The organism is Uliginosibacterium paludis (genome assembly GCF_039631355.1).
Taxonomy (GTDB): Bacteria; Pseudomonadota; Gammaproteobacteria; order Burkholderiales; family Rhodocyclaceae; genus Uliginosibacterium; species Uliginosibacterium paludis.
Genome location: NZ_JBDIVF010000003.1, coordinates 168,493 through 185,602, shown reverse-complemented (window position 1 = coordinate 185,602; position 17,110 = coordinate 168,493). Strand labels below are relative to the sequence as shown.

15 protein-coding genes are annotated in these 17,110 nt (G+C 64.5%); 5 read left to right on the top strand and 10 right to left on the bottom strand.

Annotation, left to right across the window (positions count from 1 at the left end; translation table 11 throughout):
• Positions 1-70: 70 nt before the first annotated feature.
• Both rocF and ABDB87_RS09645 read right to left on the bottom strand, forming a co-directional pair.
• Positions 71-991 carry an arginase gene (gene rocF, locus ABDB87_RS09650; protein ID WP_345926395.1) on the bottom strand — a complete coding sequence of 307 codons (921 nt, stop codon included), beginning with the start codon at positions 989-991 and terminating at the stop codon, positions 71-73.
• On the bottom strand, positions 988-2,286 hold the full coding sequence (locus ABDB87_RS09645; protein ID WP_345926393.1) for a threonine/serine exporter family protein: 1,299 nt from the start codon (positions 2,284-2,286) through the stop codon (positions 988-990). The genes rocF and ABDB87_RS09645 overlap by 4 nt, the downstream gene beginning before the upstream one ends.
• A 204-nt stretch (positions 2,287-2,490) precedes the next feature.
• Between ABDB87_RS09645 and ABDB87_RS09640 the strand changes: the two genes are divergently transcribed.
• Genes ABDB87_RS09640 through ABDB87_RS09625 form a run of 4 tightly spaced genes read left to right on the top strand, consistent with a single transcriptional unit; the run spans position 2,491 to position 7,487 of the window.
• Complete coding sequence (locus tag ABDB87_RS09640) at positions 2,491-3,417, top strand: lysylphosphatidylglycerol synthase transmembrane domain-containing protein (protein WP_345926391.1); 927 nt, start codon at positions 2,491-2,493, stop codon at positions 3,415-3,417.
• On the top strand, positions 3,410-4,426 hold the full coding sequence (locus ABDB87_RS09635) for a glycosyltransferase family 2 protein (protein WP_345926389.1): 1,017 nt from the start codon (positions 3,410-3,412) through the stop codon (positions 4,424-4,426). The genes ABDB87_RS09640 and ABDB87_RS09635 overlap by 8 nt, the downstream gene beginning before the upstream one ends.
• An 8-nt stretch (positions 4,427-4,434) precedes the next feature.
• Complete coding sequence (locus ABDB87_RS09630; protein WP_345926387.1) at positions 4,435-5,979, top strand: ArnT family glycosyltransferase; 1,545 nt, start codon at positions 4,435-4,437, stop codon at positions 5,977-5,979.
• A gap of 23 nt (positions 5,980-6,002) precedes the next feature.
• Positions 6,003-7,487 (top strand): glycosyltransferase family 39 protein, encoded by a 1,485-nt coding sequence (locus tag ABDB87_RS09625; RefSeq protein WP_345926385.1) that lies wholly within the window; start codon positions 6,003-6,005, stop codon positions 7,485-7,487.
• Between the two features lie 36 nt (positions 7,488-7,523).
• On the opposite strand, the gene ABDB87_RS09620 is transcribed toward ABDB87_RS09625, so the two are convergent.
• Complete coding sequence (locus ABDB87_RS09620; RefSeq protein ID WP_345926383.1) at positions 7,524-7,781, bottom strand: DUF1161 domain-containing protein; 258 nt, start codon at positions 7,779-7,781, stop codon at positions 7,524-7,526.
• A 169-nt stretch (positions 7,782-7,950) separates the two neighbouring features.
• Between ABDB87_RS09620 and ABDB87_RS09615 the strand changes: the two genes are divergently transcribed.
• A complete protein-coding gene (locus tag ABDB87_RS09615; protein ID WP_345926381.1) occupies positions 7,951-8,298 on the top strand; it encodes a cupin domain-containing protein in 348 nt (115 codons plus the stop codon).
• Between the two features lie 12 nt (positions 8,299-8,310).
• Here the strand turns inward: ABDB87_RS09615 and ABDB87_RS09610 are convergent, their stop codons facing one another.
• The 7 genes from ABDB87_RS09610 to ABDB87_RS09580 form a co-directional block, all read right to left on the bottom strand.
• A complete protein-coding gene (locus ABDB87_RS09610; RefSeq protein ID WP_345926379.1) occupies positions 8,311-9,051 on the bottom strand; it encodes a flagellar motor protein in 741 nt (246 codons plus the stop codon).
• 20 nt (positions 9,052-9,071) lie between these two features.
• Positions 9,072-9,824, bottom strand: a complete 753-nt coding sequence (locus ABDB87_RS09605; protein ID WP_345926377.1) for an RNA polymerase sigma factor FliA — start codon at positions 9,822-9,824, stop codon at positions 9,072-9,074.
• A 140-nt stretch (positions 9,825-9,964) separates the two neighbouring features.
• Entirely contained in the window at positions 9,965-10,747 is a 783-nt protein-coding gene (locus ABDB87_RS09600; protein ID WP_345926375.1) for a MinD/ParA family ATP-binding protein, read from the bottom strand.
• The gene (gene flhF, locus ABDB87_RS09595) at positions 10,744-12,297 is read right to left on the bottom strand and encodes a flagellar biosynthesis GTPase FlhF (protein WP_345926373.1); all 1,554 of its coding nucleotides are present in this window, start codon (positions 12,295-12,297) and stop codon (positions 10,744-10,746) included. Before flhF ends, ABDB87_RS09600 begins: the two co-directional genes overlap by 4 nt.
• Before the next feature lie 331 nt (positions 12,298-12,628).
• A complete protein-coding gene (gene flhA, locus ABDB87_RS09590) occupies positions 12,629-14,728 on the bottom strand; it encodes a flagellar biosynthesis protein FlhA (protein ID WP_345926371.1) in 2,100 nt (699 codons plus the stop codon).
• 11 nt (positions 14,729-14,739) lie between these two features.
• Positions 14,740-15,894, bottom strand: a complete 1,155-nt coding sequence (flhB, locus tag ABDB87_RS09585) for a flagellar biosynthesis protein FlhB (protein ID WP_345926369.1) — start codon at positions 15,892-15,894, stop codon at positions 14,740-14,742.
• 100 nt (positions 15,895-15,994) lie between these two features.
• Positions 15,995-17,029, bottom strand: a complete 1,035-nt coding sequence (locus ABDB87_RS09580) for a patatin-like phospholipase family protein (RefSeq protein WP_345926367.1) — start codon at positions 17,027-17,029, stop codon at positions 15,995-15,997.
• Positions 17,030-17,110: the final 81 nt, after the last annotated feature.

Sequence of the window (17,110 nt, the reverse complement as noted above, 5' to 3'; positions counted from 1 at the left end):
CGTGGAACCACATTCTTTAGGGTTTGCTTCCACAGCAAACGTCCCCTGCATCAAGCCGTGCATGAGGAAGTCAGGCCTCCCGACGCATCAGCGTCGACTTGCCGAACAGGCTTTCGATGAGATCGACCGCGAGCATCGCGGTCTTGTTGCGCACGTCGAGCGCCGGGTTGAGTTCGACCACATCGAGCGAGGCCAGCAATCCGGTGTCCGCAATCATCTCCATGCACAGCTGGGCCTCACGGTAGGTGGGGCCGCCCGGCACCAGCGTGCCGACACCGGGTGCGATTTCCGGATCGAGAAAATCGACGTCGAAGCTGACATGCAGGTGCGTGTCCGGGTCAAGCCCCAGCAGCGCCTGCTCCATGGTGTGCCGCATGCCGTTCTCGTCGATGAAGCGCATGTCGAAAACTTCCAGCCCGGCCTCGTGCACGAAGCGTTTCTCGCCCTGATCCACCGAACGGATGCCGATCTGGCGAACCCAGGCCGCATCGATGGCCGGCCGGCAATCGGACATGCCGGTAAGCGGATCCGGTCCGTGACCGCAAAGGCATGCAACCGGCATGCCATGAATATTGCCGGAAGGCGTGATGACCGAGGTATTGAAGTCGGCGTGGGCATCAAGCCAGAGCACGCGCAGCTTCTTGCCGACGCGACGGCAATGCCGCGCGACAGCGCTGATCGAGCCGATGGCCAGCGAATGATCACCGCCCAGCATGATGGGCAAACGGCCGTCTGCCAGCGCCAGACTGATCGCGTCGTGCACGGCGCGATTCCAGGCTATCGCCTCCTCGAGGTGACGATAGCCATAAACCGGAGGCAGGCCCGGATTGGTCGGGCCGGAAAGGTTGCCGCGGTCTTCAACCGCCAGGCCGTGACTCTCCAGTGCGGTCCGCAGGCCTGCGACACGCAGGGCCTCGGGCCCCATCGAGGCGCCACGGGTTCCCGCTCCGATATCGGTCGGTGCACCGATCAATGCTATCTGTCTGTTCATCTGAAAAGCTTTCCGAATTGCCGGAGAACGATCCCCCCCAGCCATGCGCCAGCCAGCAAGCCCATTCCCATGGCGCCGACCACGAATCCCGCCTTGAAACCACTCGCCATCGTGCTGGCCACCAGCTCCATCGGCGCCTTCGCGCCCAGAAAGGAAATGTCCATGGCGCCCGCGATGGTCCTGTAAATCAGGGTGCCCGGCATCATCGGCACCGCGCCGGCAAAGGCCACTGCCGCAAACGGCAAGCGCTGGCTGGAAACCCAGCGAATCGCCATGAAGCCGATCACGAAACACGCGAAAAGGGTCGCGATCTCGACATGATGCCCCTGCTCCATGACCACGTAACGCACGCCATGTCCGACCATGCCGCAGAGGATGGACGTCCACAGCACACGCCAGGGCGCATTGTAGAACGCACCGAAAGCACACGAAGCCACGCCGGCCAGAATCACGTCAAGCCACAGCGAAATGGGCGCGAGCTCGATGTGATAAATCGGCGCCGTCGTCATGCCCAGCGTGAGGTAACCGCCCGCAAACACGCCGGCTGCCGCCGCGACCAGAATGCCCAGCGCCAGCCCCAGGCGGGAGAGCCCGGTCTGCATGTTGTTCTCGAGCATGTCGTAGAGGCCGTTGATCAGATGCGGCCCGGGCACCAGCATGAGCGCCGGCACGATCAGACAGATCCCCGGGGTCTGGGTCCAGCCCATCCGGATGACCATCCCGCCCAGCAGCGAGCCGGTCAGCGCAGCCACAAAAGGCAGGGCAAACAGGACCGGATGATGCTTGTGCAGCTCCTGGCGCAGCAGCAGGCCCAGTGCGGAAGACAAGGAAATCACGGCCATCGCCGGCCAGTCCGCCGAGAGCAGCCAGGCAAGCGCGCCCGCTCCGAGGCCGAAAATCAGGGCCAGCACCCAGCGGTCATGTCGTTCGGCGCTGCGTTCGGCGTCGTCGAGCTGACCGATCGCGTCGCTGACAGGCAGCTTGCCGACGCAGACAGCATCAATGATCCGATTGACCCGTGCACTCACCGCCACGTTGATGCGCAACTCGGGGGTCTGGGCATGAATGGTGACGCCACCCGGTGCATAGATGGTGGCCGTGCGATAGGCCAGGGAGACCTGCAGGCTCAGGTTCAGGGCCCTGGCGATCTCGTCGATGCGTTCGCGCAGCAGCGAGGTGCGCATGTTGTAGGTCAGCAGCAGGCGTGCAGCACGCTGCAAAAAGAGCAGTTCCGGAGCGTCGGCCCCCGGAAGACCGGTACGGGAAGCCGTTCCCGCAGCATTTACATCAGTCATGTCAAGAAACACCAGTCGTTGCGGTTGTGCCTAGGGCACGTTTTTTCAGGAAGGGAAATCGGCATGTTGAGGTGATAAACTTCGCGCCTTCCGACAACAAGCAAGCGCCACGCCGGCACGGATGCCGGCTTCAGCACCTGCCCGAGGCTGAACGGCCCCGATGCTAACCGCCTTTCCGATCTTTCGCCGCCTGGAGTTGCATTCTTGAAATCTTGGTTCCAGCGCGTCCTTGCGCTCGTGATCACATCGGGCCTTCTGGTCTGGGTGCTCGCCGGCGCGCGCTGGCAGGAACTGGGCAGCGCCCTCACCCGCGTCAGCCCGGCAGAATTCCTGCTTGCCATTCTCGCCTTTCTCGCCAGCTACCTGCTTCGCGCTGCACGCGTGCATGACGAATTTGCCGCAGATACCGGCGCACGCTTCGTTTCGGTGCTGCGCCTGACGCTGCTGCACAACGCCTCGATCAACGTGCTGCCTTTCCGCAGTGGCGAAGCCACCTTTCCGCTGCTGCTCAAGCGCTGGTTCGGCGTGCCGACGACGCGTGCCGTGGTCGCCCTGCTCTGGCTGCGCATCCAGGATGCCTTCGTCGTGCTCGCGCTGGCGGCCTTCGTGTGGCCGGATCTGCCCGGCTGGCTGCGTGCGCTCTGGATGCTCGCGGTGCTCGCCGCGGCCTGGGCCATTCCGGCCTGGGCCAGACGGCACCCCGAAATCGAGACCCGAAGCGGGCGCTTTGCCGCCACCGTCCATCGTGTCCGTGAAGCTCTGGCCGAATCCACCCGTCGTTCCCTGCGCGGCTGGATGTGGACGCTTGCCAACTGGTCGGTCAAACTGCTCGCCCAGGCTTGGCTGCTGTCGGCCTTGCTGCAAGCACCGCTGCTGACCGGCATGTCCGGCGCGCTGGGCGTGGAACTTGCCGCCATCCTGCCGATCCAGGGGGTAGCCGGCTTCGGCACCTATGAAGCAGGCGGCGCGGCGCTGATGGCCGCGCATGGCGTGACCTTTTCAGCCGGCCTCAACGCCGCGCTGGCCCTGCACCTTTTCGTGATCGCCCTGGCGCTGAGCGCTGGCGGTCTGGCCCTGGCCTTCCTGCCAGGCGCCCAACCCGGATTTACCCGAGAGAACGCTGATGACTGACGCTACGACCACACCGAACCTGCCCCCTCACAGCCTGTCCATCGTCATCCCGATGTACAACGAGGCAGAAAACGTCGAGCCCATGGTCACACGGGTTCATGAAGGCCTGAAGGGCTACCCGCACCCCTGGGAGCTGATCGTCGTGGATGACGGCAGTGCAGACGCGACGCCCAACGAGCTGCGCCGCGTGGGCGCGAAGTTCGGGTCGCATGTTCGCACCGTGGAGCTGATGCGCAACTTCCGCCAGACCGCAGCCATGCAGGCCGGCATCGACGCCGCACGCGGCACGGTGATCGTGACGCTGGACGGCGACCTGCAGAATGACCCGGCGGATATTCCACGCATGGTCGGGCGTCTGCTCAACGAAGACCTGGACATGGTTGCCGGCTGGCGCAAGGATCGCAAGGACGGCCTTTTCCTGCGCAAGATCCCCTCCCGCATCGCCAACCGCCTGATCGCCCGCATCACCGGCGTGACGCTGAACGACTACGGCTGCAGCCTCAAGGCCTTCCGTGCCGACGTGCTCAAAAACGTGCGTCTGTATGGCGAGATGCATCGCTTCATTCCGGCCTGGCTCGCCACCGTGACCACCCCGCGACGCATCGCGGAAGAAGTCGTCACGCACCATGCCCGCCAGTTCGGCGAGTCGAAGTACGGCATCTCGCGCACCTTCCGCGTGATCCTCGACCTGATCTCGGTGTACTTCTTCATGCGCTTCCGCGCCCGCCCCGGCCACTTCTTCGGTGGGGCCGGGCTGATCCTCGGCGGCGTGGGCAGCCTGATCCTGGCCTACATGGCTTTCCTCAAGTTCGTCGGCCATGAAAACATCGGCACGCGCCCGCTGCTGATGGTCGGCTTCTTCTCGATCATCATGGCCGTGCAATTCATCCTCTCCGGCATCCTCGGCGAGACGCTCGCGCGCATCTACTTTGAGTCAGGCGCCGGCAAGCTGTATCAGGTTCGCAATCCCGACACGCTGACGGCTGACGAAGCCTGGCACAAAGCCTGAGCCACACGATGCACGCTTCCGGCAATAACCCGGCAGGCTCTGCGCGCTGGCTTCTCTTTCTGCTGCCTGCCGTCCTGTTCCTGATGAATCTGGGCGGCGCGCCGCTGTTCGACGTGGATGAGGGGGCGTTTTCCGAAGCCACGCGCGAGATGTTCGTTCGCCACGACTTTCTGTCGACCTGGCTCAATGGCGCACCGCGTTTTGACAAGCCGATCCTGATCTACTGGTGTCAGGCAATCTTCGTCTGGCTCTTCGGCCCGAACGAATGGAGCTTCCGCCTGCCCTCGGCGCTGGCCGCCTCGACCTGGTGTTACGCCGTCGGGCTCTTTGCCTGGCAGCGCTTCGGGCGTGCAGCCGGGATACTGGCCTGCGGCATCGCGGCCACCAGTCTTGGCGTCCACATCATCGGCCGTGCTGCGACCGCAGACGCCCTGCTCAACATGCTGCTGGCGCTGGCCCTGCTCGATGGCTGGCGTCATCTGGAATCCGGCCAGCGTGCGCCGCTGCTGCGCAGCTATGTGTGGATCGGTCTCGGTGTGCTGACCAAGGGGCCGATCGCGCTGCTGGTACCGGGCGCCACCACGCTGATCTACTGCCTCACCGCAGGTCGCTTCCGCGACTGGCTGCGCAGCGTGTTCAATCCGGCCGGCTGGCTGATCCTGCTCGCGATCACGGTGCCCTGGTATGCGGCAGCCCTCGCCATTCACGGCCAGGATTTCATCAACGGCTTCATCCTCAAGCATAACGTCGAGCGATTTTCAGGCTCGCTTGAAGGGCATTCCGGCAGCGCGTTCTACTACGTGCTGATGGTGCCCGTGCTGCTCCTGCCCTGGCTGACCTGGCTGATCGCCTCGGTGCGCCAGCTGCCGGCCGACTGGAAGGCGCCGCTGCCGCGCTTTCTCTGGATCTGGTTCCTGTTCGTAACGGTTTTCTTCTCGCTTTCGGGCACGAAGCTGCCGCACTACGCACTGTATGGCTGCACGCCGCTTTTCGTACTGCTTGCGCTCCATCGCGAGCGCGTGCGCTCGGTCGCACTGGCGGCAGCGCCTGTACTGGTGCTGATGCTGCTCTTCATCGCCCTGCCCTGGCTGCTGGCACACTCCGGTGAAGCAGGCTGGGTGCGGGATGCGTATTACCGGGCGCAGGTCAGCCGCGTGGCCGATGCAATTCCTGCCGGCTATTACGTCACGATCGCGGTCGCCTTTCTGGCCAGCGTGTTCGTGTTGCGTGCGCCGATCGAGCTGCCGCGCCGGATTCTGGTGGCGACCGTACTCAACACGCTGCTGATGGCGCTGGCCGTCGCGCCCTTCGTGGGAGACGTCCTGCAAGGGCCGGTCAAGCGCGCAGGGCTGGTCGCTCGTAAGCTGGAGACGCCGGGCATCCTCTGGAACTTCCATGCGCCCAGCTTCTCGGTCTATCGTCAACAGGTCAGCCCGACCGTACAGGCCCAGCCGGGCGTGATCGCGCTGACCCGCGTTGATCGTCTTCCCGCCGACGCCAATGTTGAAGTGCTCTTCCGTGAAGGCGGCGTTGTTCTCGTGAAAGTGAAGTAATGGAAGACTGGACGCGGATGCGCATGAGCTCGGCTGAAACCCGGCCGACCAGCCACATGGCACAGCCCTGGCTGCTCGTGCTGCTGCTGATCCTGCTGACTGTCTACCGGCTCTGGGTCATTCCGCGTCTGGGGGTCACGCTCTATATCGACGAAGCCCAGTACTGGACCTGGGCGCAGTCGCTCGACTGGGGATACTTCTCCAAGCCCCCGGTCATCGGCTGGCTGATCGCCGCCAGCACGGCACTCTTCGGCGACGGACTGCTCGCGGTAAAGCTGCCCGCCCTGATCCTGTATCCCGCAACCTCCTGGCTGCTCTACCGGATCGGTACCCGGCTCTTCGACGCCCGCGTGGGCTTCCGCACCGGGCTCGCCTTCTGCCTCATCCCGCTCGTCTCTGCACTCGGGCTGGCCGTATCCACCGACGCGCCGCTCATGTTCTTCTGGGCGCTGGGCATGCTGGCCCTGATCCGCGCACTGGAAACCGACTACATGCGGGACTGGCTCCTGCTCGGTGCGGCAGTGGGCCTCGGCATCATGTCGAAGTACACGATGGCCGCCTTCGGCCTGTCCGCCGGGTTCTATCTGCTGTCCAACATCCGCTTGCGGCGCATTTTCGTTCATCCCGGGCTCTGGGCCGCCATCGCGCTGGCCTGCCTGATCGTGCTGCCCAATATCCTGTGGAACTGGGCGCACGACTTCCCGACCCTGCGCCATACGGCTGACATCACGCATGTGGATGGCCTCAACGACAAAAGCGGCAACCTTGGCGAGTTTCTGCTTGCCCAGGCCGGATCACTGGGCCCGGGCTTCGCCCTCGCTTTTCTGGGGGGCCTGCTGCTCGCCTGGCGCAAGCGCCGTGACGGGCGCTACCAGTTCCTGCTCGCCTTCAGCGTGCCGCTGCTTGCCATTGTCATCATCCAGGCCAGCCGCTCCGAAGCGAACGGCAACTGGGCCGCGCCAGCCTTGCTGGCCGCGCTGCTGCTGGCCACGAAATTCCTGGCCCGCCTTCGTAACCAGAACTGGTGGCTGATTGCGCTGGGGCTCAACCTCGTGCTGATGTTCGGCGCCTATCACCTGGGGGACTTCTACCGGGTGAGCGGCAAAACGCAGACCGCAAGGATGGATCCGCTCAAGCGGGCGAAAGGCTGGGATACGCTGGCAGCAGCCATCCGGCCGTACCTGGCGGCACATCCTGACGCTGTCATGCTGACCGAAGACCGGACCATGATGGCTCACATGCTCTACCAGTTCCGCGACATCGAGCCCGATCACGCGGCCTGGACGCCCGGACCGCACCCGGCAGACCACTACCAGCTGACCTCTCCGCTGGACGACTCGCTGCACAGCCGCCCGTTCATCCTCATCAGCCGGGACGACAACCAGGCTTTGCTCGAGCGCTTTGCCAGCGCAACGAAACTCGCCCGGATCAGTGTCGAGATCGAACCCGGCCTGCGGCGTGAAGCCTCGGTCTGGCTGCTCAGCGGATTCCGCGGCTACAGCCGCTGAAAAACAGGCGCGCCTTGCGCGCGCCTGACAACACGATTACTTCGACTCCGGCGCTGCTGCGGCAGGAGCCGCCTTGCCGCGCACGTAAGCGATTTCCTTGGCGCCTCCTTCACAGGAACCGACAATCCGCGCCGACCCGCCCTGGCCTTTATCGACGACTTCAAGCGTATAGGCCGTCACGCCCTTGGACTCGATCTTCGCCGCAATGGCAGACTTGAGTTCGGCGCAGTCCATCTTCGCAAAAGCGGGGACGGACAATGCAGCCAGCGACAGTGCAATGACTACGCGTTTCATGTGAAAGCCTCCTTGTTTGCGGTGTGTGAGGCACATGACTCCTGCATGTGCCTGAGCCATTCTAACCCTTCTGCCGGACGTGGCAGCCGCCTTCGCCTGACAGGGCTGGCCAGGACGGAGGCCGCGGCCGGAGCAGGTAAGATGCCGGGCATCATCAGGGAGCAAACGCATGGAAATCCGCAACTACCACGACATGCCTGTCGTCGAGAAAAGCATTCACGACGGTCAGGGGCTGGCACGCAGCTGCAAGCTCTTCGGTGCCGAAGACTTTGCGTCCGGGCTGCGCTACGTCGCCTTCACCGAGCTGCCTCCGGGCACCTCGATCGGAGAGCACGGACACAAGGACGACCGCGAGGAAATCTATGTCGTGCAATACGGTTGCGGCCTGATCAGGATCGATGGCGAGGAGCGGCGCGCGAAGCAGGGGGACGTGATCCTTACCCGGGCAGGCTCGACACACATGCTGCTCAACGATGGCGACGAAACCATGGGCGTGTTCGTCTTCTGGGCGCTGTAAGCCGCGCGCGCCTCAGTTGATGTAGCCCCTCAGGCGGGACTCGATGAGGCGGGGGTTATCTCCGTGCGCGATGCCGATAAGCCCGTCAAGCGTCATCTCGCGAACCGCCACCAGCTGACCGATGGTGGCATGCAGCTTCTTGGCAATCGGCAGGAAGACCAGGTTCGCCGAGCCCACGCCGTATATCGTCGCCACGAACGCCACCGCGATACCGGCGCCCAGCTTGGAAGGGTCAGAGAGGTTCTCCATCACATGGATGAGCCCCATCACCGCACCGAGAATCCCCACGGTCGGCGCATAGCCGCCCGCGGCCTCCCAGATCTTGCTTGCCTGCTTGAGCTCGCCTTCCCACGCACCGATCTCGACTTCAAGCACATCACGGATGCGCTCGGGCTCGACGCCGTCGACGAGCAGTTGCAGCCCCTTGCGGACGAAGGGATCACGATGCGACTCGATGCGGGACTCCAGCGCCAGCAGGCCTTCCTTGCGCGCCACCCCGCTCCAGGAAACGATGTCGGCGATGATCCGCTCGAGCGAAGGCGCCGGCGGCTGAAAAACCCACTTCACCATCCGCAGACCGGCCTTGAAGGTCTTCCACGGGCTTTGCAGCATCACGGCTCCCGCAGTGCCGCCAATGACGATCAGGAAAGCGGTCGGCTGAATGAGCGAACCGATATGGCCGCCTTCGAGCAGCTGGCCGCCGACAATCGCGACCAGACCGACGAGCAGGCCAATGATGCTGATGAGATCCACGCGCTACTCCACCCTTCCGCTCAGGCTGCGCTGGCGCGGCGCTGACGCGTGCGCGGTGTTTCGCGGCCACCCGAGATGCGCGAGCGCAGGCGTGCAATGGCCTGGCTGTGCAGCTGGCAGACGCGCGACTCCGACACGCCCAGCACCTCGCCGATCTCGCGCAGGTTCATGTCTTCCTCGTAATAAAGCCCCATGACCATCTTCTCGCGCTCGGGCAAATCTTCGATCGCCTGTATCAACGTGTTGCGCATGTCATGATCCTCCAGCATCGTGAGTGGATCGGGCGCTGCACCGACGATATGACGTTCGAGATAATCGTCGTCATCCTCGTCACCAAAATCCTCGAAATACACCAGCTGATAGCCGCGGGCGTCCTGAAGCATCTTCTGGTATTCGCCCAGATCCATGCCCAGCAGCTTGGCAAGCTCACCCTCGGTGGGCTGGCGTCCGTTCTGCTGCTCCAGCGTGTGCACGGCGGTCTCGATGCGTCGCATCTCGCGGCGCAGACTGCGTGGCAACCAGTCGTTCTCGCGCAGACCATCGAGCATGGCGCCGCGGATGCGCTGCACCGCGTAGGTCTCGAACTGGGCGCCCAGTCCTTCCTCGTAACGCGTGATCGCATCGAGCAGACCCATCATGCCGTTCTGGATGATGTCATCGACCTGCACGCTCGCCGGCAGCTTGGCCATCAAGTGGTAGGCAATCCTTTTGACCAGCGGCGCGTAGCGCGCAATGAGCTGGTTCTTGTCCAGTGTTCCAGCTGCGTTATACATCGTTGTCTCTCTCTTCTGACGGGTTGCGGCGCCTTGCGGAGCTGCGACATGCGTTAAAGAATGTTGTCACCATTCTGCGACGGCCCTGCTGCTTCCTAGCGCCGGAAAAAGCGGACAAGTCCCGCTCAATTCGGAGCCATTCAGCCCTTGGCGGCCAGCCCCTGACGCGCGCCCCCTGCGGCAGCACGCACAAGGCGGTCGATGTAGGCATCGGCCCCGCTGCCCGGCTCATGGCGCCCGCAGGCCAGCGCCTCGCCCACGCTGCTAACCGGCTGCAGGGGCATGTCGAGCCGCTGCAGGACCACATCGCACAGACGCTGCAAGGTTTGCCGGGCGTGAGGCGCCTCCGCATCCGTCATGCAGATCGACACCAGACGCTCGCCGCCCGCGGCAGCGATCTGCTTGAGACAAGCATAGGCCGCCGTCAGCGACATGGGGTCGCTCGACAGGGCCACCAGAAACCTCGGCGAGGCGAGGGAAAGCTGCGAGAAGCCTTCGATGGAGCCGCCCCGGGCCAGCACCACCCATTCGTCCCAGCCGCTGCGCAGCACGCGAAGCTGGGCCTCGCAGCGCTGGTTGAAAATGCGATCCTTGCCCAGCGCGTCGGCAAGTGCAGCCACCAGGGTCACATCCAGACCGGCCACCGATTCATGGATGCACGCATCCAGCGGCAGTTCGCCGCGCATGGCCGCAGCCAGATCGAAGCGCGGGCTGATGCCGAGACAGTCGGCCAGATTGCCGTAGGCACGACGCTCTTCCATCGCGAGGATGCGGGCGCCTGATGCGGCGCGCGCGCGCAGCTGTCCGGCCACCCAGTTCATGCTGCCCTGCCCGCAGGGCAGCACCGCCAGCACCTCGGGCGGCGCTGCATGAAGCAGCTGGCGCAAGCCCTGGGCCTGATCCTGAAAGCGTTTGTCCATCATCTCGTCACTCCCCTCTGGGCACGCACCGGTTCGAGCGGCTTCGTCATGAGCATGCCGGCCTCTTTCGAGTCCAGCTTGAAGGGCGAATCCGCCCCGATCTCACGCAAGGCCCGATGGACCAGATAGGCACAGTTGGGAAGATGGAGATCTTCCGGCACGCGCTGACCGTTGGCGACGTAGTACATCTGCAGCTCGCGACGCATGGCCACATCCAGCACCGGCGCCAGCGAAGCCGCTTCATCGACCTTGCTCAGGATGCATCCCGCAAGATCCGGGCCATCGTAGGCACGCACCACGTCGTCGAGGGTATCGCCGCGCGAAGTCGCGTTGAGAACGAGCAGGCGGCGGACGACGCCGGCAGCCGTCAGCATGGAGGCCTGCTCCACGACCATCTTGTCGCGCTGGCTCATGCCCATGGTATCGATGATCACCATGTGCTTCTGGCGAAGATCCTGCAGCGTCTGCCGCAGATCGGTCGCATCGCGGACCACGTGAACCGTCACGCCGAGGATGCGGCCATAGATACGCAACTGCTCATGGGCGCCGATCCGGTAGCCATCGGTGGTGATGAGCGCGAGCTTGTCTGCGCCGTGCCTCACCACACAGCGTGCGGCGAGCTTCGCCGCAGTCGTGGTCTTGCCGACACCGGTCGGCCCCACCAGCGCATAGACGCCGCCGCGCTCGATGATGTCGGCATCGCTGTCGATCACTTTCAGTCGCCGTGCAAGGCGATTGCGGACATCTGCGCGGGCCTGGTTGGCACTGAGTTCGGCGGACAGCGCCTCGGTCAGCTCGCGCGCCATCTGGGCCGAGAAGCCGCTCTCCAGCAGTTCGCTCATGAGCTGGGCGCGGACCGGTGCCTGGCGCGACATCTCGTTCCATGCGAAGCCCGCCAGCTGGCGCTCGAGCATGCCCTTGATCGACGCGAGCTCCTCGGCCAGACGGGCGTTACTGGCTTCCAGCGCCTCGACCTTGGGGTCCCCTTCCGGCGCAAAGCCGGCATGCGCGGCAAAGGACTCATGGCGTACCGGCGCAAGGTTTTCCGCCGGTACACGCGGCTTCTGCGCAGCCGGAGCGGGCGCTTCCCAGGGGTCTCCGTTGGGCTTCACCCGCGGCGGATTGAAAGGTCTCACATCCATCTGGGTGCCCGCGGATTCGTCGGCCTGGCGCGTCACCAGACCATCGGCAAAACGGGCTTCCGGACGCTTGCGCGCAGGCAGCGAGGCCGGCGTCTGCTCCCGCGCCAGGCGCGCGATGTGCTGGCCGAGCGTAACGGTGAAATCGCTGTCCTCGTCCGGATCGACATGGCGCGAAACCGCAGCGCTCGCAGGGGCGCGGACCGGAACGGGCGCAGGCGCAGGTGCCGGCTGACGAGCCTGATGCACGGTCGCCGAGAGCGCACCCATCTGTTCCGAAGGCATGGCGACGATTTCGACACCGCCCTCGACTGCGCGGTTCGACAGCACCACGGCGTCGGCCCCGAGCTCGGCCTTGACCGCCGCCAGCGCTTCCCGCGCCGTTCTTCCGACATACCGTTTGACCTGGACCATGAGACTGCCTCCGCTTCCATTCCGTGTTCCGGAAACATTTCTCCTGCGTTTCCGTGAGACACATTATTTGCCCCGGCAAACAGCCGCGAGCAGCGGAACAAAACGGTAAAAATCCGGTAATTCGGCAAGCTTTTCCGGCAATCTCTGCCGGCGCTCAAAGCCTTGTAGGAAGCCGTCTTACAAGGACGGACGGGCGTCCGAAAAGAGGAATGGAACGACCGCCGAAACAGGTCTGCGGAATCGAATGGCCGTAGGACTCGCGAGAGAAAAAAACTGGGGGAATGCAGCAAGCCAGGCTGACCCGGAATCCGGATCAGCCATTCGAGCCGGCTCAGCCGCCAACGACGGCCACCACGCGGATGTTCCGGCTCTCCGGTACTTCGGAGTGTGCGATGACCTTGAGATTGGGCACCGAGCGGCGCAGGAAGCGCGCCAGCAGCCAGCGCAGGTTGTTCGGCACCAGCAGCACCGGCGGCAAGCCGAGATCTTCCTGACGCTGCGCTGCGCCGGCCGTCTCGCGCAGCAGGGTGTCGGCCAGCCCGGGCTCGATCGCGCCGCCTTCGCCGCCGCTGGCCATGGCCTGACCGAGTATCCGCTCGAGCCCCGGCTCCAGCGCAATGACATCGATCTCGGCACTGCCCGGGAAGAGTTGCTGCACGATGGCCCGACCCAGCGCCATGCGAACACGGGAGGCGAGCTCCACCGCGTCCTGCGTGCGCGGCGCATGCTCGGCCAGCGTTTCGACGATGCTGCGCATGTCGCGGATATTGATGCTTTCCTCGAGCAGATATTGCAGCACGCGCTGCAGCACATGCAGGGGCAGCACCTTGGGCACAAGATCTTCGACGAGCTTGGGCGAATCCTTGGCGATGTGTTCGAGCAGGGCCTGGGTTTCCTGACGGCCGAGCAGATCCGAGGCATGACTCATGATGACGTGATTGAGGTGGGTCGCCACCACCGTGCTCGCGTCCACCACGGTATAGCCGAGCGCATGGGCATGCTCGCGGCGGGTGCTTTCCACCCATACCGCAGGCAGGCCGAAGGCGGGGTCCTTCGTCATGTTGCCTGGCAAGGGGCCCGACACGCGACCGGGATTGATCGCCAGGAATTGCCCCGGATAGGCTTCGCCATTGCCGATCTCCACCCCTTTCAGGGTGATGCGGTAAGCATTCGGCCGCAGCTCGAGGTTGTCACGGATATGCACCGGCGCGGCAAGGAAGCCGATGTCCTGCGCGAATTTCTTGCGCAGCCCGCGAATGCGTTTGAGCAATTCGCCATCCTGACTCTTGTCGACCATCGGAATCAGCCGGTAGCCGACTTCGAGCCCCAGCACGTCGACCGGCGTCACGTCTTCCCAGCTGGCTTCCTGATGCGCCTCCACGGCCTGGGCCACCGGTTGCGCCGGGGTGGCTGTTTCCTTGTCCGCCGCGGCTTCCGCGCTCTTCCGGTTCATGTACCAGGCAAGCCCGCCCAGCGCCGAGGCCAGCAGCAGGAAAACCATGTTCGGCATGCCGGGAATGAGGCCCAGCACGGCCAGGATGGTTGCGGTGAGCACCATCACCACCGGGTTGTTGAAGAGCTGATTGACGAACTGGGCGCCGATGTCACCGTCATCCCCCACGCGGGACACCACCATGCCGGCCGCCACCGAGATGATCAGGGCCGGAAGCTGGGCCACCAGACCATCACCGATGGTCAGCAGCGTGTATTGAGACATGGCGCGGGAAAACTCCATGTCATGCTGCGCGACCCCGACGATCAGGCCGCCCACCACGTTGATGACCAGGATCAGGATCCCGGCCACCGCGTCACCGCGTACGAATTTCGACGCACCGTCCATCGCGCCGTAGAAGTCCGCCTCCTGCGCCACCTCGGCGCGACGCCGCTTGGCTTCCTTGTCATCGATCAGGCCGGCGTTGAGGTCGGCATCGATGGCCATCTGCTTGCCGGGCATCGCATCCAGGGTAAAGCGAGCGCCCACTTCCGCGATCCGGCCGGCACCCTTGGTGATCACCACGAAGTTGATCACGGTAAGAATCACGAACACCACGATGCCGACGGCGGTGTTGCCACCGACCAGGAAGTGGCCGAAGGCCTCGATCACCTTCCCGGCCGCGTCCGGCCCGGTGTGACCATGCAGCAGCACCGCACGGGTGGATGCGACGTTGAGTGACAGGCGCAGCAGCGTGGTGACCAGCAGCACGGTCGGGAACACCGAGAAATCCAGCGGCTTGCGGGTGTACATCGCCACCAGCAGCACCATCATCGAAATCGCGATATTGAAGGTGAAGAACACATCCAGCGCGAAGGCCGGCAGCGGCAGCACCATCATCGCCAGCACCGTCAGCAGCAGCAGTGGCGCGGCCAGCTGGCGGATGTTGGACAGCGAAAATAGATGCTTGAGATCCAGGACGTTTTCGTTGGAAGCCATGTTTGTAACCGTCAGGTGGTTTCTGCGTCAGCCGGTGCGCCAGGGTCCATCTCGACCGGGACGGGCAGATCGTGCGGGGTTTCGGGCGGCAGCCCCTCCCCCGCCAGGTAGTGATTGAGCTGGAATACGTAGGCCATGACCTCGGCCACGGCGGTATAGAGGGCGGCCGGAATCTGCTCGCCGACCTCGGTGTGGCGGAAGAGCGCGCGCGCCAGCGGCGGCGCCTCGAGCATCGGCACCTTGTGCTCGGCAGCGAGCTCGCGGATGGCGGCGGCCACATGGTCCGCCCCCTTTGCCACCACCGTGGGGGCCCCCATGCTGCTGGCCTCGTATTTGAGGGCCACCGCGAAGTGAGTCGGGTTGGTCACAACCACATCGGCCTTGGGCACCGCTGCCATCATGCGGCGCTTGGCCATTTCGCGCTGACGGGCGCGGATCCGGCCCTTCAGCTGCGGATCCCCCTCTTGCTCCTTGTATTCCTGCTTGAGCTCTTCCTTGGTCATCTTGAGCTGGTCGTAGTAACGCCAGAGCTGGAAGGGCACGTCGATCCCCGCCACCAGGGCCAGCCCCGCCACGATGGAAATCACGGAGACCAGCAGCAGATGGCCGAAGGCACTCAGACCTGACTCGACCGGCATATTCATCAAGGCCAGGATCTCGAGGCGATGCGTCCAGATCACCCAGGCGCATACGCTGCCCACCAGCGCGCTCTTGAGCACGCCCTTGACGAGTTCCGCCACGCCATGGAGGGAGAAAATCCGGGTGATGCCCGAGATCGGGTTCATCCGGCTGAAGTCCGGCTGGAAGGCCTTGCCGGAAAAGATCATGCCGCCGACCAGCACCGGCGCCGCAAGTGCGGCAACGATCATCACCACCAGCAGGGGAGCGAGCACCAGCAAGGCGTCCCAACTCAGGCGCATGAGCTGCTCGTACATGTACTCCTGCCGGAAGACCTCCGTCCGGCCGAAACTGAGCCCCTTTTCCAGCATCACGACCGAGCGCTGCACCATCCACTGCGACGAGACCCAGAGCATCATCGCGCCGGCCAGCAGCACCAGAAACGTGGAGAGCTCGCGCGACTGCGGAACGTGACCATCCTCGCGGGCCTTTTCGATTCGCCGCTGTGACGCTGGTTCGGTTTTCTCGAGATCGCTGTCTTCAGCCATGCCTGCCTCTGCCGGATGAAGACATTATTTGCCGGCACGGCAATCTCTGCCGCGTGGAACAGACCGGAGAAATCCAGCCTATTCGCCCGCCGTGGGCGGCTCAGCTGACAACGACCGGCGGAAGGAAGACATCGCCCACATTGATGCTGGATCGCCGGCCCACGGCCTCTCCATGCGCGGCCAGCCAGCTCTGCGCATGCGCCCGGCCGGCGTCACGCAGACGATGCAGGAAGGCCTGATTCGCCACGATCTTGCTGAGCGCGCCCAGGCCATCGAGGGCTTCGGTCGCTTCCACCAGGTGGAAACGCATGCTGCGCAGACGCTGCTCCAGCGTGCCGGCCAGCCAGCCGCTCTGCTCGGTCATCTCCCGCATCGCGGCCAGCAGCCGCATCTCGCGCAGGAAGGAGTTGTTGAAGCCCAGCTCCAGGGTGCGCTGCTGGATTTCCTCAGCACTGCGGGGAGTTCGGTCGTGACTCAGCGGCGCCAGCATCACGATCAGGATGTCGCGGCTCGCGCAGAAACGGAACAGCGGAAAAACCGCCGGATTGGCCGAATACGCGCCATCCCAGTAAGGCTCCCCGTCGATCACCACCGCCCGGTGGATGCTGGGCAGGCAGGCGGAGGCCAGCAGTGCGTCCACGCTCAGCTCCGCATTGCGAAAGAGCTTCAGGTGGCCGGTATTGGCATGTGTGGCGGCAATGAACAGCTCGATCGTGCTCTGACTGCGCAAGCGCTCGAAGTCGAAAGTTTCTTCGACCAGATCCCGCAGCGGGTTGAGATCCAGCGGATTGAGCTGGTAGGGCGAAAACCAGCGCGAGAGCTGCAGCATCCAGTTCGTGCCCAGTCCCGGCAAGGACGCATCCACCATCGGCGACATCGGCTCCGAAGGGGCGAGCATCGCGACCCCCTCCCAGAATCCGGCCAGACGCTCACGGGCCGCGTCCGCACCGCCGGCGAGCCAGCCGTCTGCCAGCGCAACCGCGTTCATCGCGCCGGCGCTGGTTCCGCTGATGCCGTCGAAGCTGAAACGCCCCTGCTCGAGCAGCGCATCCAGCACCCCCCAGGTGAAAGCGCCGTGCGCGCCGCCCCCTTGCAGGGCCAGACTGAGAGGAATGCGTTTGGGGTGTGCAGCCATGATCCGGATCCGTCAGATGACGCTTTGAGTGTGGCTCATGCTGCACTGCAACACAAGCACTCATCCGACGACCGTCTGCCG

Excerpts from the sequence above, each read along its gene's own strand:
- flhA (WP_345926371.1), bottom strand. The coding sequence starts at position 14,728 with ATGGCTTCCAACGAAAACGTCCTGGATCTCAAGCATCTATTTTCGCTG.
- rocF (WP_345926395.1), bottom strand. The coding sequence starts at position 991 with ATGAACAGACAGATAGCATTGATCGGTGCACCGACCGATATCGGAGCG.
- ABDB87_RS09580 (WP_345926367.1), bottom strand. The coding sequence starts at position 17,029 with ATGGCTGCACACCCCAAACGCATTCCTCTCAGTCTGGCCCTGCAAGGG.
- flhB (WP_345926369.1), bottom strand. The coding sequence starts at position 15,894 with ATGGCTGAAGACAGCGATCTCGAGAAAACCGAACCAGCGTCACAGCGG.
- flhF (WP_345926373.1), bottom strand. The coding sequence starts at position 12,297 with ATGGTCCAGGTCAAACGGTATGTCGGAAGAACGGCGCGGGAAGCGCTG.
- ABDB87_RS09600 (WP_345926375.1), bottom strand. The coding sequence starts at position 10,747 with ATGATGGACAAACGCTTTCAGGATCAGGCCCAGGGCTTGCGCCAGCTG.
- ABDB87_RS09645 (WP_345926393.1), bottom strand. The coding sequence starts at position 2,286 with ATGACTGATGTAAATGCTGCGGGAACGGCTTCCCGTACCGGTCTTCCG.
- ABDB87_RS09630 (WP_345926387.1), top strand. The coding sequence starts at position 4,435 with ATGCACGCTTCCGGCAATAACCCGGCAGGCTCTGCGCGCTGGCTTCTC.
- ABDB87_RS09625 (WP_345926385.1), top strand. The coding sequence starts at position 6,003 with ATGAGCTCGGCTGAAACCCGGCCGACCAGCCACATGGCACAGCCCTGG.
- ABDB87_RS09620 (WP_345926383.1), bottom strand. The coding sequence starts at position 7,781 with ATGAAACGCGTAGTCATTGCACTGTCGCTGGCTGCATTGTCCGTCCCC.
- ABDB87_RS09605 (WP_345926377.1), bottom strand. The coding sequence starts at position 9,824 with ATGTATAACGCAGCTGGAACACTGGACAAGAACCAGCTCATTGCGCGC.
- ABDB87_RS09635 (WP_345926389.1), top strand. The coding sequence starts at position 3,410 with ATGACTGACGCTACGACCACACCGAACCTGCCCCCTCACAGCCTGTCC.
- ABDB87_RS09615 (WP_345926381.1), top strand. The coding sequence starts at position 7,951 with ATGGAAATCCGCAACTACCACGACATGCCTGTCGTCGAGAAAAGCATT.